Origin of the sequence: Azospirillum oleiclasticum, assembly GCF_013423485.1 — a bacterium.
Taxonomy (GTDB): domain Bacteria; phylum Pseudomonadota; class Alphaproteobacteria; order Azospirillales; family Azospirillaceae; genus Azospirillum; species Azospirillum oleiclasticum.
The window spans coordinates 20,663-35,890 of the sequence record NZ_JABFFR010000007.1; the positions used below are offsets into that span (position 1 = coordinate 20,663).

A 15,228-nucleotide genomic window follows, 5' to 3' on the forward strand; every position below is an offset into this window, starting at 1 on the left:
CTTACGCCGCCAGGAAGCGGTCCTGGTACTCGTTGCGGATGGAGACGTACCAGCTCGGCTGGATCGGCCACCACCACAGCTTCTGCAGCGCGTCGCCCGGATAGGCCTCGGCGAAGAAGACCTTGTTGAGGTCCGACAGATACTGCTCGGCGCCCACCGAGGTGGAGTTGATGCCGGTGCTGTTGGAGTACATGGCGCCGGCCTGCGGCGTGTAGAACCAGTTGATCCAGGCGTAGGCCTGCTCCAGGTTCTGCGCGCCCTTGGGGATGGCGAAGCCCTCCATCCAGGCGAGCGCGCCTTCCTTCGGCGCGATGTAGCCGATGGGCAGCTTCTCCTTGCGCAGCGCCACGGCGCTCGAATCCCAGGTCTGGCCGATGACGCAGCCGTTGGTGCGGAAGGCACCCTGCGCCTCGTTCTCGTTGCTCCAGAACTGGCCGATGTTCTTCTTGCCGGCCACCGCGACCTTCACGATCGCCTCGAAATTGGCGCGGGCCTTCGCCTCGTCGGCGAACTGCTCGCGGATGGGGTGCGGCAGCTTGCCCTGGCTGTCCAGCCACAGGCCGATGCCGATCAGGCCGGAATGGCCGCGCAGCGTGACCTTGCCCTGGAACTCCGGCTTCCAGAAATCGCCGTAGCTGGCGGTGCCGTAGGCGAGCGGCGCGCGGTTGCGGTCGAAGGCCAGCGCCTCGGTGCCCCAGTCGGCCGGGGCGAAGTAGCGCTTGCCGCCGACCACGCCGCCCATGGCGGCCGAGCCGTCATAGGCCGACTTCAGGCAGCCGTCCCACTTCACCTTCGACTCGTCGATCGGCTGCACCAGCTCGAACTCGACGTAGTTGGGAACCCGGTCCACCGTGGGGTGGATGATGTCGAAGCCGGAGCCGCCGGCGGCCTTGAGCTGGTTCAGCAGCTCGTCGTTGGTGCCGTACTCGGTGAGCACCGCCTTGATGCCGGTAACCTTCTCGAAATCGGCCAGCATCTCCGGGCTGATATAGCCGGACCAGGAGAACACCTTCACGGTGCCGCTGGCCGCACGCCCCTCGCGCAGGATGAACGGGCCGGTGGCGGCGACCGCGCCCACCGCGGCGGCGGAGCGCAACAGGGTGCGCCGGGTGAAGGCCTTGGCCGCGGCCAGCGTGGCCGCGCTGTCGTTGCGTCCGGATGACGTCGTCATGGTTCCCGATTCTCCCTGATCCACCGCCGGTTTTCCCGGCGCGCCGACTATGCCCAAACCGCCCCGGCCCGGCAATTCGCGGTCGCCTCCGCCCTGGCAAACTTCATACTACTGTCATGGCGGCACTCTTTCCTAGGGCGCCGATGCGAACCACGAGGGAGCGTGCGAGGATGACCGATCGCCAAACGCGCAACGTGCTGTTCATCACCGCCGACCAATGGCGGGGCGACGCCCTGTCCGCCGCCGGGCATCCGGCGGTGCGCACCCCAAACCTCGACCGGCTGGCGGCGGCCGGTGTTCGATTCGCCCGCCATTTCTCCAACGCCAGCCCCTGCGGCCCGTCGCGCGCCAGCCTGCTGACCGGGATGTACCCGCACAACCACCGCTCCATCCGTAACGGCACGCCGCTCGACCGCCGCTTCACCACCCTGGCGCTGGAGGCGCGGCGCGCCGGCCATGCCCCGGCCCTGTTCGGCTACACCGACACCAGCGCCGACCCGCGCGGGCTGGCGCCGCTGGACCCGGCGCTGTCCACCTACGAGGGGGTGTGCCCCGGCTTCGACCCGGTCTGCCTGATGACCGAATCGCTGGAACCCTGGGGCGAGCACCTGCGCGCCCGCGGCCATGCGGTGCCGCACCCGGTCAAGGGCATCTGGTCGGCGCCGGGCGACACCCCCCATGGCCCCGCCGTCTACGCGGCGGCGGACAGCGACACCGCCTTCCTCACCGACCGCGCGCTGGCGTGGCTGGAGGGGCGGGGCGGGAAGCCCTGGTTCGCCCATGTCAGCTACGTCCGCCCGCACCCGCCCTGGATCGCCCCCGCCCCCTGGCACGCCGTCGTCGATCCCGCCGACTGCCCGCCGCCCGCCCGCGCGTCGGAGCCGGAGGTGGAGGGCGCCGTGCATCCCTGGTTGGGCTGGCGACTCGGCAGCTTCCCCACCGACCCCGGCCACTGGTTGGAGGACCGGCCGCTCGACCCGCGGGCGCTGGACCCGGCGGCGCTGGCGCGGGTGCAGGCCACCTATTACGGGCTGATCGCCGAGGTCGACCACCACATCGGCCGGCTGCTCGACTGGCTGGAGCGAAGCGGCGAGGCGGAGAACACGCTGGTGATCGTCACCGCCGACCATGGCGAGCTGATGGGCGACCATTGGATGTTCGGCAAGGAGGGCTGGTTCGACTCCTGCTTCCACGTGCCGCTCATCGTCCGCGCACCGGGCGTTCAGGCGAGCGGTGTGGCGGGACGGGTGGTGGAGGGCTTCACCGAGCATGTGGACCTCATGCCCACCATCCTCGACACGGTTGGCCTCACCCCGCCGCGCCAGTGCGACGGGCGCAGCCTGCGGCCATGGCTGACGGGGGAGACGCCGGCGGACTGGCGCCGCCACGCCGTCTTCGCCTTCGATTTCCGCGACGTGGCGGGGGGCGCGCCGGAAACGGCGCTGGGGCTGAGGCCGGAGCAGTGCTCGCTGACGGTGCTGCGCGGCGAGCGCTACAAATACGTGCACTTCCCAGCCCTGCCCGCCCTGCTCTACGACCTCGCCGAGGACCCGCGGGAGCTGCGCCCCCTGCGCGATGGTCTCGGCACCGCCGCCCTGATGCGCGACCACGCCCAGGCCCTGCTGTCCTGGCGGCTGGAGAACGAGGAGCGGACCCTCACCCACATCCGTCTTGGCGAGGGTGGGATGATCACCGGGTCATAGCGGCTGCCCCGGCGGCGGCGTCCGCCATGCGCCGCAGTGACGGCAGCAGCGCCAGAATGGTGAAGAAGCCCGGCGCGTTCACATAGCCGATCATGTAGTGGTCGAACGTGAAGGTCCGGACCAGTACGGGAATGACGAGCATGAGGGAGAGGCTGGCCGCCATGACGGCGTAGAGCCCCTGGACGGTGCGGACCGGTCGCAGCAGCGGCCAACCGGCCACCACGAAACCCGCGGCGATCAGCAGATGGTTCAGCAGGCCGAGCTCCGGCGGCAGCAGCCGCGCCAGATGCTGCGGAAAGAAAGCCGCCGCGTCGTAGAGGAGGAAGGGCACGGTCAGCGCGGTCAGCGTCGTCAGCCCACCGGCGGCGTAGACCAGGGCGGAGCGCAGCCCGTGCCGTTGCAGGATGAAGGCGCCGGCGACGATCCCCGCCGTGCCGAAGACCGGCCTCGACAGCACGGCGACTCCAAGGAAGGCGGCCGCCAGGGCGAGCGGCCAGGGCCGCGGCGGCTCCACCCCCGCCGCCGCCCGGTGCACCAGCCACAGTCCGGCGGCGACATAGACAGTCGCGGCGACGAAATCGCCGCCCGTCACCAGATCCTGCATGGTGGCCACGCTGCCGATCAGCGGGGCGGCGGCGAACAGCACACGGGTGCGCAAATCCAAGCCCGAATCCATGCCCAGCAGCAGGCCGACGGTGAACCACACCGGATTCTGCAACGCCACCGACCCCAGCAGATGGAACGGAATGGCGAGCACCAGCGCCCCCGGCATCGGCGACAGGGGCGTGCCGAAATAGGTGACGCCGTAATAGGGGAATTCCCCCGCCAGCAGCCGCTTCACACCGACGGCCAGCGCGTCGTCACGGTCACTGCCCGCCCCGAACTGGCCGGACTGCGCCAGCGGGTAGAGGATCGCGAAGGAGAGCAGGATGAACAGCACCGCGGCACCGAGCAGCAACCACTCGCGCCGCCGCGCCAGCGCCGCCCACCCCGCGTCGGTCTCGATCCGCCAGAGCAGGGCGTAACCACCGAACGCCAGCAGTCCGTAGAGCACCAGCCCGGGCACACCCCCGCCGAACTTGTAGGCAAAGGGGATGGACGGAACCACCACGAGGATGGCCATGAGGAGGATCACCGGCGGCGGCATGCCGTCACCATGGCGCGGATCGACATCGCCTTCAACGGGTTCTCCGTGACCCGGCAGGAGGGGAGCAGGGCCAGCGCCGCGAATTGGCAGGCGGGGGCCGCGTATTCGACCGTCCGTGCCCAGCCAAGCCAGCCGACCCCGACCGGCACCGCCAGCATCACCCCGAGCCCGGCCGCCACCGTGCCGTAGAGTGCCGGAATCCCCGTCACCGGGCGGAGGGCGGGGAGTGCTGCCACCAGCAGCCCGGCAGCGGCCATGGCGAAGGCTGGCCCGAGCCAGCCCGGCGGCAGCTTCGACAGCAGATGCCGCGGCAGGACCGCCGCCGGATCATACAGAAGGAAAGGCAGCAGCAGCGCCGCGGCGACCGCCGCCAGCACGGCGGCGAAGACAGCCCCGGCCCGCGGCCCCTGCCGCCCGACCACGAAAGCGGCCCCGGCGATCGCCACCACCGCGAAGACCGGTCGCGACACCACGGCGACCGCCAGCACCGCCGCGGTCGATACCAGAATCCAAGGCCGCGGCGCCTCGGCCGACCCTGCACGGTGCACCAGCCACAGGGCCGCGGCGGCATAGACGCTGTTCACCCCCAGGTCGCCGCCGTGCATGTGGTCCTGGAGCACCGTCAGGTTGCCGAACAGGGCGACAACCGCCAGCGGCACCCGCACGCGCAGCCCGCGCGCGGCGTCGACAAGCAGGATCAGCCCGACGGGCATCCACAACAGATTCTGCCACGCCGCCGCCCCCATCAGATGGAAGGGCGAGGCCAACAGCAGGGCGCCCGGCAGCGGTGTCAGCGGCACCCCCATGTAGGTCCGCGCGTGATAGGGGAAACGGCCCTCGAGAATCAGTCCAACGCCGAGATCCAGCGCCTCGTCCCGATCCGTGCCCAGCCCCAGCAGTCCCGCCTGCGACATCGGGTAGCGCACAGCGAAGGCGGCCACGAGGGCCAGGATCGCCAACGCGACGATCGCCCGCTCGAACCGCCGGACCCGCTCCGCCAGTTCCGGTATCCCTTCGACGATCGCCAGCGTCGCTAAGGACGCCGGCACCAGGGCGGCGTAGAGCACGGCACCCGGCACGCCGCCGCTGTTCAGGGCGACAGGCAGGGACGGCAGGACGGTGATCAGGCTGAGGAGGAGCGCGACCGGTGGCATCGCGCCATCATGTGCGGCCGGCTCCGATAATCAATAGGTGTGCAAATTATTTGCGGCTCAACTCTCCAGCATCCGCTTCAACAGCTCCACATCCTCCGCGAAGGCGGGGTCGGTGGCACGCAGCTCCTCCACCTTGCGGACGGCGTGCATCACCGTGGTGTGGTCGCGCCCGCCGAACTTGCGGCCGATTTCCGGCAGGGAGCGGGCGGTGAGCTGCTTGGCGAGGTACATGGCGACCTGCCGCGGCCGGGCCACGGCGCGGGCGCGGCGGGCGGAGTGCATGTCGGCGACGCGGATGTTGAAGTGTTCCGCGACGCGCTTCTGGATCTCGTCGATGGTGACGCGGCGGTCGTTGGCGCGCAGCAGGTCGTGCAGCACCTCCTGGGTCGCCTCAAGCGTGATGGCGCGGCCGACCAGCTCGGAATGGGCGACGATGCGGTTCAGCGCCCCTTCCAGCTCGCGCACGTTCGAGGTGATCTTGTGGGCCAGGAACTCCAGCACCTTCTGCGGGATCTTCACCCCCAGCACGTCGGCCTTGGCCTCCAGGATGCCGAGTCGCAGCTCGTAGGTGGTGGGGTGGATGTCGGCGACGAGGCCCCAGCCGAGGCGCGAGCGCAGCCGCTCCTCCATGCCCTCAAGGTCCGACGGGCTCTTGTCGGCGGAGATGATCACCTGCCGGTTCTGGTCCACCAGCGCGTTGAAGGTGTGGAAGAACTCCTCCTGTGTGGAGTCCTTGCCGCTGATGAACTGCACGTCGTCGATCATCAGCACATCCACCGAGCGGAACTGCTGCTTGAAGGCCATGGTGTCCTTGAAGCGCAGCGCGCGGATGAACTGGTACATGAACTTTTCGGCGCTGAGGTAGATGACCTTGCGGTTGGGGTCGTTGCGCCGGATCTGCCAAGCGATGGCGTGCATCAGGTGGGTCTTGCCCAGCCCCACCCCGCCATAGAGGAACAGCGGGTTGAAGGTGACCGAGGTGGCGTCGGCCACGCGCCGGGCGGCGGCGTGCGCCAGTTCGTTCGGCTTGCCGACGATGAAGTTCTCGAAGGTGAAGCGCGGGTCGAGCGGGGCGGAGAAATCGTCCCGCACCTCCAGCACCCCGCTGTCGGCGGTCGGCGATTCGTCCGAGGCCCCCATGGCCGGCGCGGCGTAGACCGGCGCGGCGTAGACGGGGGCGGTCCGGGCCTGGACGGCCGCCACGGGTTCAGGCGTCCGGACCGGCGGCGCCCCGGCTCCGACCGGAGCCGGCAGTGATGTGGGGGCCGGACCGGTGGAGGCCACCAGGACATCGATGGAATGGACGTTGGGATTCTCCCCCGTCCACAGGATCCGGATGCGGTCGGCGTAATGCTGCATCACCCAGTCGCGCATCCAGCGCGTCGGCACGACGATGCGCACCTCGCCTTCCTCGATGCCGGCGAGGGCGATGGGCTGCAGCCAGCTCTTGAACGCGGTCTCGCCGACCTCGTCCTTGAGCCGTCCCCGAATCCGGGTCCATTGCTGGTCCAACGCTCCGCCCACCGTCATTCCGGCCCACTCCCGCTGTCCGTCACCGCGCGCGGACGGGGCGAGCGCTTGGAGGCGGCGACCCGCGACCGTCCCGGCCGCAAGGCGGCCATGGCCGCCCTGGTCCAACCAAACTCCAAGCAACGCCCCCCGACTCCGCTGCGCCTTGTCGGTGACAACATTGCACTGTCGGCGAAAAACCTGTTTCCACCGTCATTCTTTGAGTTTTCAACAAATAGAACGTTTTGCCGGGAGGCGTATTACACGTGCTTATATCTACGCAGCACCGGAACAGCCTCACCGTCACTTGCCAGCGCTGCTTGCATTTCCTTATGCACGCAACGCCTCTATGCTTGTGGACAAGTCTAATCCCGCGGGCACACCCCCGCAACGGGCACAGAAGGCGAACGGGGGAAAATGCCGGGCTGTCGCTTTGTCGCATCACCCCGAAAGCTATGAGTCCTTCGAGATAAACACAGCGCACAATTTCCCGTTACTGCGGCAACGCAAAAAGCCGCGCTCCAGAGAAGCGCGGCTTCTTGAGGACGACTGACGTCAGAGCGACTTGATTCGAGCCGACAGACGCGAGAGCTTGCGGGCCACCGTGTTGCGGTGCAACACGCCCTTGGTGGCGCCGCGCATGATCTCGGGCTGCGCCGCCTTGAAGGCCTCGGCGGCGGCGTCCTTGTTGCCGGACGCGATGGCCAGTTCCACCTTCTTCACGAAGGTACGGATACGGCTGACACGCGCGCGGTTGACTTCGGTGCGCCGCTCGGTTTGACGGATACGCTTTTCAGCAGACTTGTGATTGGCCATAGAAGGAACCTACTCCGGACGACACCTAGTCCCAAATGCGAGCGAGCCTTATACGCTCCCCCCGAAGGCGAGTCAATATGGCCGCGCCCGCTTTTCCGATCCTGCCCGTTGGATCAGCGATTCTTCCAGTCGGGCTGACGCTTCTCGGCGAAGGCGGCCATCCCTTCCTTCTGGTCTTCGGTGGCGAAGGTGGAGTGGAACAGCCGCCGCTCGAAGGTCACGCCCTCGGTCAGGGTGGTCTCATAGGCCTTGTTGACCGACTCCTTCGCCATCATGACGATCGGGCGCGACAGCTTGGCGATGCGCTCGGCCACCTTCACCGCCTCGTCCACCAGCTCGGCCACCGGCACGATGCGGCTGACCAGCCCGGCGCGCTCGGCCTCGGCCGCGTCCATGTTGCGGCCGGTCAGGCACATCTCCATGGCCTTGGACTTGCCGACGAAGCGGGTCAGGCGCTGGGTGCCGCCGGCGCCGGGGATGGTGCCGATGGTGATCTCCGGCTGGCCGAACTTGGCGTTGTCGCCGGCCAGGATGAAGTCGCACATCATCGCCAGCTCGCAGCCGCCGCCCAGCGCGTAGCCGGCCACCGCGGCGATCACCGGCTTGCGGCACTTGGCGACCCGCTCCCACTTGGCGGTGATGAAGTTGGCCTTGTAGACGTCCATGTAGGAGAAGCCGGCCATCTCCTTGATGTCGGCGCCGGCGGCGAAGGCCTTCTCCGAACCGGTGATGACGATGGCCCCGACGTTGTCGTCGGCCTCCGCCGCGTCGACGGCGTTCCCCAGGTCGGTCACGAGCTGGTCCGACAGCGCGTTCAGCGCCTTCGGGCGGTTCAGCGTGATCAGGGCGACGGGGCCGCGGTGTTCGACGATGATGGTTTCGTACGGCATGGTTCCAGCACTCTCCCGGGTTCGGCGCGCCGGGGGGTCCCCCTCCCCTGCGGCCCTTGTTTGGTTTTAGCGGGGCGTGAGCACGAAGCGGACGGTGGTCAGGCCCGCCGGCTGCGGTGCGACGAACTCCAGACGGAGTTCCTCGCCCTCGCGCCGGTAACGGTCGCCGGACAGGCGCTCCCAGCCGAGCTGGGGCATGGAGGTGGCGTAGAAGGACAGCACGTCGGCGCGGCCGACGCGACCGCTCATCACCGTCTCGGCGATGCGCCCGCCCGGCTTGTCGAAGACGAGATCGCCGCCATCGACCGGTGCCAGGCCGGGCATGGCCGGCACGTCGCCGAGGCCGCGCACGAACTCGGCCGCCGCCGCGGTCGGAACGCCGCTCCCGGTGCCGCCCGCTCCCGCGAGGCCGGCCAGGAGAATGGCGGTGGTCGCCGCCCGCGCGAAGACCGCCCGCGCCGTGACTTGAGGTGCCGTCATACGCCCCTGGTTACATCACCGTTGCCGCTGCGGACAATAGAAAGTCGAGCGACCGGATTGAACGATGCGCCGGATGCCGCCCGTCCGCAACACATCGCAGTCGCAGCCGGGGCAGGCCAGCCCCTCGCGGTCGTAGACGGCGAACTGGTGCTGGAAATAGCCGAGTTCGCCCGACGCCTGGACGTAGTCGCGCAGGGTGGAGCCGCCGGCGGCGATGGCGCGGCCCAGCACCTCGCGGATGGCGGTGGCGAGCCGCTCGGCCCGTGCCCCCGACACGGTGGCGGCGATCCGCCGCGGGCTGAGCCGGGACTGGAACAGCGCCTCGGCCACATAGATGTTGCCGAGCCCGGCCACCACTGTCTGGTCGAGCAGCGCCGCCTTGATGGGCGACATCCGCCCGGCCAACCGCTCCGCCAGGACGGGGCCGGAGAATGCGTTGCCCAGCGGCTCCGGCCCCAGGCTGCGGATCAGGGGATGGTCGGCCAGCGCCTCAGCCGTCGTGAGGTCCATCACCCCGAATCGGCGGGCGTCGTTGAACAGCACGGTGGACCCGGCGTCCGTCTCGAACACCACATGGTCGTGCGCGCCGAACGACTCGGGCGGGCGGTCGAGGATCACCATGCGCCCGGACATGCCGAGATGCGCGATCAGCACGCCCCCGTCGTCCAGATGCAGCAGGATGTATTTGGCCCGCCGCCGCACCGCCTCCACGCGCCGGCCGGTCAGCCGCTCGCAGAAGCGCGGCGGGAAGGGAAAGCGCAGGTTCGGCCGGCGCTGGAGCACGCGCACCAGCACGCGCCCCTCCAGATGCGGCGCCAAACCACGACAGACGGTCTCGACCTCGGGAAGCTCGGGCATGGGCCGAGTGGTGACCGGTTTGCGGGCGGAAGGCAAGGGGTGGCTGCATGCCCACCCCCGCCCCCTCCGGTCACGTCCCGCGGGCGGCCGCTTCCAGGCCGGCCAGGTCGATCTTCACCATGGCCATCATCGCCTCGGCGACGCGCGCGGCCTTGGCGCGGTCGGGATCACTGATCAGTTCGCCGAGCCGTTTCGGCACGATCTGCCAGCACAGGCCCCAGCGGTCGCGCAGCCAGCCGCACTGCTGCGGCTCACCGCCGTCGAGCAGCGCGTCCCACAGCCGGTCGACCTCTGCCTGGTCGTCGCACTCCACCATAATGGAGAAGCGGTGGTTGAACGCGTCGCGCGTGCCGGCCTGGAAGGCCATGTAGCGCTGGTCGCCGATCGTGAAGCCGGTGATCGTCACGCTGTCCGCGGGCCCGGACGGGGACTCCGCCGGCAACGCGGTCGTGCTCAGCACCGACGAGCCGGGGATGAGGGAGGTGTAGAGGCGGATGGCCGCCTCCATGTCCTTCTCGAACCACAGGACCTGGGTCACTTTGGTCACGGTGCCGCTCCTCAGACGTCGAGGATCGGCGCGAAGCCGCCGAAGATCATGCGCTTGCCGTCGAACGGCATGTCGGCGGCCGGGTGGAAGCGGGGGTCGCTGCGCATGATCGCGTTGGCGGCGTCGCGCACCTCCTTGGAGGGGTACTCGAGCCAGGCGAACACCACGGCCTCATCCTCCTTGGCCTGCACTGCCCGACGGAAGTCGGTGACCTTCCCGTCGGGCACGTCGTCCTCCCAGCATTCGACGAAACGCGTGACGCCGATCTCCTTGAACAGGGGCACGGCCTTCAGGGCGAAGGCACGGTAGACCTCCTTGTTCGCCTTGGGCACCGCCACGACGAAGCCTTCGACATAGCTCATGGTCGTTTCCTCCTCTGATCACGGACGCATCCCGCCGGAACGCCGGCCGGAACGGATCGCCCAGTGGCAATAACGTTGATATCAACGTGATGGAACCCTGTCAACCGGGGGCACCCGGGCCTGTCCCATCCGTGCAAAGCCCGGTATCGGCCGGAACCAACATCCCGCACCCGCATTAAGGACACTGTGGTCCGCGCGCGTCCCAACGCGCCGGTTCCGCTGGGTTTGGCAATCGGGCTCTCGCCGGGGCGGCGCACCGGCGCATGGTCCCGCGGGGCAAGGAGACGACGCCGTGGCAGTTACCTACGATCACCGAGTGGATCGCTACGACCACAGACCGGCAACGGCGATCCATCCCGTGCACGCCGTGCTTCTGGCCGCCACCGTTCCGCTGTTCCTGGGCGGTCTGATCGCCGACATCGCCTACAGCATGACCTACCAGATCCAGTGGACCAACTTCGCCTCCTGGCTGATCGCGGGCGGCATGGTCTTCACCGGCTTCGCGCTGCTGTGGGCCTTCATCGACCTGTTCCGAGCCGGACGCCGCCGGGCGCGGGCCGTCGCCTGCTTCGCCCTTCTGATCGTCACCTTCGCGCTGGGGCTGGTCAACTCCTTCGTCCACGCGCGCGACGCCTGGGGGGCCATGCCGGAGGGGCTCGTCCTGTCGGCGGTCGTCTCCGTGACCGCCCTCGTCGCGACTTGGCTCGGCTTCTCCAGCCTGCGCATGGGAGGGGTGTCATGACCCGCATCAGCCTGCCGGCCGCCGCCCCCCTCGTCGCACTCGTCGCCCTGCTCGCCGCCTGCGACGGGGGCGATCCGGCGCCGGTGGAGTACGGCGCCAACCCGCAACTGCCCGAGCAAGAGCATGGCCTGCTCCCCAGCATGAAGATCGCCGAGCCCGCCTCCTGGGGCGACCGGCGGCCGTCCGTGCCGGAGGGGTACGAGGTCACCGCCATCGCCACCGATCTCGGCATCCCGCGCCAGACCCTCGTGCTGCCCAACGGCGACATCCTGGTGGCCGAGGGGCGGGGCGGCGGTGCCCCCGCGCTGCGGCCGAAGGACATCATCGCCGGCGTCATCAAGGCCAAGGGTACCACGTCGGTGAAGAGCGGCAACCGACTGACCCTGCTGCGGGACGCCGACGGCGATGGCGCCTACGAGCTGCGCACGGTCTTCGCCGACAACCTCAACGCGCCCTACGGCCTGGCCCTCATCGGCGACCAGCTCTACGTCGCCAACCAGGACGCGCTGGTGCGCTTCCCCTACCGCGAGGGGCAGACCCAGGCCGAGGGGCCGCCGGCCAAGGTCACCGACCTGCCCGCCTACATCAACCACCACTGGACCAAAGCCCTGACCGCCAGCGCGGACGGGCGTTTCCTCTACGTCGGCATCGGCTCCAACAGCAACATCACGGAGCGCGGCATGCCGGCCGAGCTCGACCGCGCCATGGTGTGGCAGATCGACGCCCAGACCGGCGCGCACCGCCCCTACGCCACCGGTCTGCGAAACCCCACCGCGCTGGCCGTCCAGCCCGGAACCGGCACCCTGTGGGCGGTGGTGAACGAGCGCGACGAGCTCGGCCCCAATCTGGTTCCCGACTACCTCACCTCCGTGCGCGAGGGCGCCTTCTATGGGTGGCCCTACAGCTATTGGGGGCAGAACGTGGACCCGCGCGTCCAGCCGCAGGATCCGCAGAAGGTGGCATCGGCGGTGGTGCCCGACTACAGCCTGGGATCGCACGTCGCGGCCCTCGGGGTGGCCTTCTCCAGCCCGGCGATGGGCGAGCGCTTCGCCGATGGCGTGTTCGTCGGCGAGCACGGCAGTTGGAACCGCAGCGTCCCCAGCGGTTACAAGGTGATCTTCGTCCCCTTCCGCGACGGCGCCCCCGCCGGTCCGCCGGTCGAGGTGGTCACCGGCTTCATGGGTGAGGACGGCAAGACCTATGGCCGCCCGGTCGGCGTCACCGTCGATCCGCGCGGTGCGCTGATCGTCGCCGACGACCTGTCGAACACGATCTGGCGCGTCGCGGCCCCGGACCAGACACCCACCGCGGAGGCGCCCGCCCAGCCGGACGCCATCCAGCCGAACGGTGCCCAGTCCAACGGCGACCGCGCCCCGGCCTCGCCGGCGAACTGACCCGCCCCCGCGCCGCGCGATGGCGGGCGTGTGCGGCGATGCCGGACGCCACGGAGGTCCCGTGGCGTTCGGCCCGGCTGGCGCGCCCGCCGCACCCGCGCTATGGTGCGCCGCCATGACCGACGCCAAGACTCCCCCGCCCCCGCCGCCCGGATCCGAATCCAACTGGTTCGGCTTCCGCCCTGTGGACCCGGAGGCGAAGGCCGCGCTCGTCCGCGCCGTGTTCGACAGCGTGGCCGGGCGCTACGACCTGATGAACGACCTGATGTCGGGCGGCATCCACCGTCTGTGGAAGGACAGCCTGATCGCCCAGGTCGCCCCGAAGCCGGGCATGGCGCTGCTCGACGTGGCCGGCGGCACCGGCGACGTCGCCTTCCGCTTCCTCCAGGCCGGCGGCGGCCGGGCCGTGGTGTGCGACCTGACCGAATCGATGGTGCGGGTGGGGCGCGACCGGGCGGTCGACCGCGGCATCCTCGATGGCGTGGACTGGGTGGTCGGCAACGCCGAGTCGCTGCCCGTCGCCAGCCGCTCGGTGGACGCCTACACCATCGCCTTCGGGCTGCGCAACGTGACGCGGATCGACGCCGCGCTGGCCGAGGCGCGGCGCGTGCTGAAGCCGGGCGGGCGCTTCTTCTGCCTGGAGTTCAGCCGGGTGGTGCTGCCGGTCCTGCGCGAGGCGTACGACCTCTACTCCTTCCAGGTGCTGCCGCGGCTGGGCCGCATGATCGCCAAGGACGAGGACTCCTACCGCTATCTGGTGGAGAGCATCCGCCGCTTCCCCGACCAGGGCGCGCTGGTGAAGCGGATCGAGGCGGCCGGCTTCGCTTCGGTGCGGGTGCGCAACCTGTCCGGCGGCATCGCCGCCATCCATTCCGGCTGGCGCGTCTGAGCGCGGGGACAGCGTCGTGATCCGCACCGTCCGCAACCTCGTCCGGCTGGCCGGCATCGCCCGCACGCTGGCCCGACACGACGCGCTGCCGCGCTCGCTGCCCATGGTGGCGCCCGGCATCGCGCTGGTCTGGGGCTGGGTCGCCGGCCGCAACGTGCCGGGGCGCGACGGACAGCGGCTGGCGCGCGCGCTGGCCGAGCTGGGACCGACCTTCATCAAGCTGGGCCAGCTCCTGTCCACCCGCTCCGACCTGATCGGCGAGCGGATGGCCGCCGACCTCGCCGAGCTTCAGGACAAGCTGCCCCCCTTCCCCGGCGCCGACGCCCGCCGCATCGTGGAGGAGGCGCTGGGCCGTCCGCTGGGCGAGCTGTTCCGCCGCTTCGAGGTGGTGCCGGTCGCCGCCGCCTCCATCGCCCAGGTGCATTTCGCCGTGACCGGCGACGGCGAGGAGGTGGCGGTCAAGGTCCTGCGGCCGGGCATCCAGCACAAGTTCGAGCGCGACATCGCGCTGTTCCAGTGGCTGGCCTATTGGGCCGAACGGCTGGTGCCGGGGATGCGGCGGCTGAAACCGCGCGAGGTGGTGGAGACCTTCGCCCGCACCTCGCGTCTGGAGATGGATCTGCGGATGGAGGCGTCCGCCGCCTCGGAGCTGGCCAAGAATTTCGAGGGCGACGACACCTTCAACGTGCCGCGGGTGGACTGGAACCGCACCGCCAAGAGCGTGCTGACGCTGGAGCGCATCCGTGGCGTCAAGGTGGACGAGGTGCCGAAGATCGTCGCCGCCGGCTTCAACCCCGACGACATTCTCGCCAAGGCGTCCGCCAGCTTCTTCAACCAGGTCTTCCGCGACGGCTTCTTCCACGCCGATCTGCACCCCGGCAATCTGTTCGTCAACGAGGACGGCAACATCTCCGTCGTCGATTTCGGCATCATGGGCCGGCTGGACCGGGCCACCCGCTACTACCTCGCCGACATGCTGATCGGCTTCCTGACCGGCGATTACCGACGGGTGGCGCTGGTGCATTTCGAGGCGGGCTACGTGCCGCCGCACCAGTCCATCGAAATGTTCACCCAAGCCTGCCGCGCCATCGGCGAGCCGTTGCAGAACAAGCCGCTGAACGAGATCTCGGTGGGCCGGCTGCTGGCCCAGCTCTTCTCCGTCACCGAGCAGTTCGAGATGGAGACGCAGCCGCAGCTCCTGCTGCTCCAGAAGAGCATGCTGACGGCGGAGGGGGTCGGGCGCGCGCTCAACCCCAACCTCAACATGTGGGAGCTGGCGCGCCCGCTGATCGAGGAATGGATGCGCGAGAACCGAGGGCCGGAGGCGCTGGTCCTCGACGACCTGGAGGCCGTCGGCCGCACGCTGCGCCGCCTGCCGGCGCTGATCCGCGACGCCGAGCGGGTGGCGCTGCAGATCGCCGACGGCGGCATCCGCATCCACCCGACCTCCGCCCGCGCGGTGATGGACCAATGGATCCGCAGCCGCAAGCCGATGGTCTACGCGCTGTGGGTCATCGCGGCGATGCTGGTCCTGCTGGTGGTCCGCGGCCTTTAGGGAACGGGGGC

15 protein-coding genes are annotated in these 15,228 nt (G+C 69.7%); 5 read left to right on the forward strand and 10 right to left on the reverse strand.

Annotation, left to right across the window (positions count from 1 at the left end):
• Position 1: 1 nt before the first annotated feature.
• Positions 2-1,171 carry an extracellular solute-binding protein gene (locus tag HL658_RS10135; protein WP_180282167.1) on the reverse strand — a complete coding sequence of 390 codons (1,170 nt, stop codon included), beginning with the start codon at positions 1,169-1,171 and terminating at the stop codon, positions 2-4.
• A 170-nt stretch (positions 1,172-1,341) separates the two neighbouring features.
• Between HL658_RS10135 and HL658_RS10140 the strand changes: the two genes are divergently transcribed.
• Positions 1,342-2,874 (forward strand): alkaline phosphatase family protein, encoded by a 1,533-nt coding sequence (locus HL658_RS10140; RefSeq protein WP_180282166.1) that lies wholly within the window; start codon positions 1,342-1,344, stop codon positions 2,872-2,874.
• Here the strand turns inward: HL658_RS10140 and HL658_RS10145 are convergent.
• The 9 genes from HL658_RS10145 to HL658_RS10185 form a co-directional block, all read right to left on the reverse strand.
• On the reverse strand, positions 2,861-3,997 hold the full coding sequence (locus HL658_RS10145; RefSeq protein WP_180282165.1) for a hypothetical protein: 1,137 nt from the start codon (positions 3,995-3,997) through the stop codon (positions 2,861-2,863). The genes HL658_RS10140 and HL658_RS10145 overlap by 14 nt on opposite strands.
• Positions 3,998-4,005: 8 nt before the next feature.
• Entirely contained in the window at positions 4,006-5,175 is a 1,170-nt protein-coding gene (locus HL658_RS10150) for a hypothetical protein (protein ID WP_180282164.1), read from the reverse strand.
• Positions 5,176-5,232: 57 nt separating this feature from the next.
• The gene (dnaA, locus tag HL658_RS10155; RefSeq protein ID WP_180282163.1) at positions 5,233-6,705 is read right to left on the reverse strand and encodes a chromosomal replication initiator protein DnaA; all 1,473 of its coding nucleotides are present in this window, start codon (positions 6,703-6,705) and stop codon (positions 5,233-5,235) included.
• Between the two features lie 534 nt (positions 6,706-7,239).
• Entirely contained in the window at positions 7,240-7,500 is a 261-nt protein-coding gene (gene rpsT, locus HL658_RS10160) for a 30S ribosomal protein S20 (RefSeq protein ID WP_180282162.1), read from the reverse strand.
• 113 nt (positions 7,501-7,613) lie between these two features.
• A complete protein-coding gene (locus HL658_RS10165; protein ID WP_180282161.1) occupies positions 7,614-8,390 on the reverse strand; it encodes an enoyl-CoA hydratase in 777 nt (258 codons plus the stop codon).
• Between the two features lie 66 nt (positions 8,391-8,456).
• On the reverse strand, positions 8,457-8,870 hold the full coding sequence (locus HL658_RS10170) for a hypothetical protein (protein WP_180282160.1): 414 nt from the start codon (positions 8,868-8,870) through the stop codon (positions 8,457-8,459).
• Positions 8,871-8,885: 15 nt separating this feature from the next.
• Entirely contained in the window at positions 8,886-9,728 is an 843-nt protein-coding gene (gene mutM / locus HL658_RS10175) for a bifunctional DNA-formamidopyrimidine glycosylase/DNA-(apurinic or apyrimidinic site) lyase (protein ID WP_180282159.1), read from the reverse strand.
• 70 nt (positions 9,729-9,798) lie between these two features.
• Positions 9,799-10,275 carry a VOC family protein gene (locus HL658_RS10180; protein WP_180282158.1) on the reverse strand — a complete coding sequence of 159 codons (477 nt, stop codon included), beginning with the start codon at positions 10,273-10,275 and terminating at the stop codon, positions 9,799-9,801.
• Positions 10,276-10,286: 11 nt separating this feature from the next.
• Entirely contained in the window at positions 10,287-10,637 is a 351-nt protein-coding gene (locus tag HL658_RS10185) for a DUF1428 domain-containing protein (protein WP_180282157.1), read from the reverse strand.
• 292 nt (positions 10,638-10,929) lie between these two features.
• On the opposite strand from HL658_RS10185, the gene HL658_RS10190 reads away from it, so the two are divergent.
• From HL658_RS10190 to ubiB, 4 genes are all read left to right on the forward strand, one after another.
• Positions 10,930-11,379, forward strand: a complete 450-nt coding sequence (locus HL658_RS10190) for a DUF2231 domain-containing protein (protein WP_343055049.1) — start codon at positions 10,930-10,932, stop codon at positions 11,377-11,379.
• Positions 11,376-12,773 carry a PQQ-dependent sugar dehydrogenase gene (locus HL658_RS10195; RefSeq protein WP_180282156.1) on the forward strand — a complete coding sequence of 466 codons (1,398 nt, stop codon included), beginning with the start codon at positions 11,376-11,378 and terminating at the stop codon, positions 12,771-12,773. The genes HL658_RS10190 and HL658_RS10195 overlap by 4 nt, the downstream gene beginning before the upstream one ends.
• Positions 12,774-12,888: 115 nt before the next feature.
• Positions 12,889-13,662 (forward strand): class I SAM-dependent methyltransferase, encoded by a 774-nt coding sequence (locus tag HL658_RS10200; RefSeq protein ID WP_180282155.1) that lies wholly within the window; start codon positions 12,889-12,891, stop codon positions 13,660-13,662.
• 16 nt (positions 13,663-13,678) lie between these two features.
• A complete protein-coding gene (gene ubiB / locus HL658_RS10205; protein WP_180282154.1) occupies positions 13,679-15,217 on the forward strand; it encodes a 2-polyprenylphenol 6-hydroxylase in 1,539 nt (512 codons plus the stop codon).
• The last annotated feature ends 11 nt before the right edge of the window (positions 15,218-15,228 follow it).

Excerpts from the sequence above, each read along its gene's own strand:
- dnaA (WP_180282163.1), bottom strand. The coding sequence starts at position 6,705 with ATGACGGTGGGCGGAGCGTTGGACCAGCAATGGACCCGGATTCGGGGA.
- HL658_RS10170 (WP_180282160.1), bottom strand. The coding sequence starts at position 8,870 with ATGACGGCACCTCAAGTCACGGCGCGGGCGGTCTTCGCGCGGGCGGCG.
- HL658_RS10150 (WP_180282164.1), bottom strand. The coding sequence starts at position 5,175 with ATGCCACCGGTCGCGCTCCTCCTCAGCCTGATCACCGTCCTGCCGTCC.
- HL658_RS10135 (WP_180282167.1), bottom strand. The coding sequence starts at position 1,171 with ATGACGACGTCATCCGGACGCAACGACAGCGCGGCCACGCTGGCCGCG.
- HL658_RS10185 (WP_180282157.1), bottom strand. The coding sequence starts at position 10,637 with ATGAGCTATGTCGAAGGCTTCGTCGTGGCGGTGCCCAAGGCGAACAAG.
- mutM (WP_180282159.1), bottom strand. The coding sequence starts at position 9,728 with ATGCCCGAGCTTCCCGAGGTCGAGACCGTCTGTCGTGGTTTGGCGCCG.
- HL658_RS10165 (WP_180282161.1), bottom strand. The coding sequence starts at position 8,390 with ATGCCGTACGAAACCATCATCGTCGAACACCGCGGCCCCGTCGCCCTG.
- HL658_RS10195 (WP_180282156.1), top strand. The coding sequence starts at position 11,376 with ATGACCCGCATCAGCCTGCCGGCCGCCGCCCCCCTCGTCGCACTCGTC.
- rpsT (WP_180282162.1), bottom strand. The coding sequence starts at position 7,500 with ATGGCCAATCACAAGTCTGCTGAAAAGCGTATCCGTCAAACCGAGCGG.
- HL658_RS10145 (WP_180282165.1), bottom strand. The coding sequence starts at position 3,997 with ATGGCCATCCTCGTGGTGGTTCCGTCCATCCCCTTTGCCTACAAGTTC.
- HL658_RS10140 (WP_180282166.1), top strand. The coding sequence starts at position 1,342 with ATGACCGATCGCCAAACGCGCAACGTGCTGTTCATCACCGCCGACCAA.
- HL658_RS10200 (WP_180282155.1), top strand. The coding sequence starts at position 12,889 with ATGACCGACGCCAAGACTCCCCCGCCCCCGCCGCCCGGATCCGAATCC.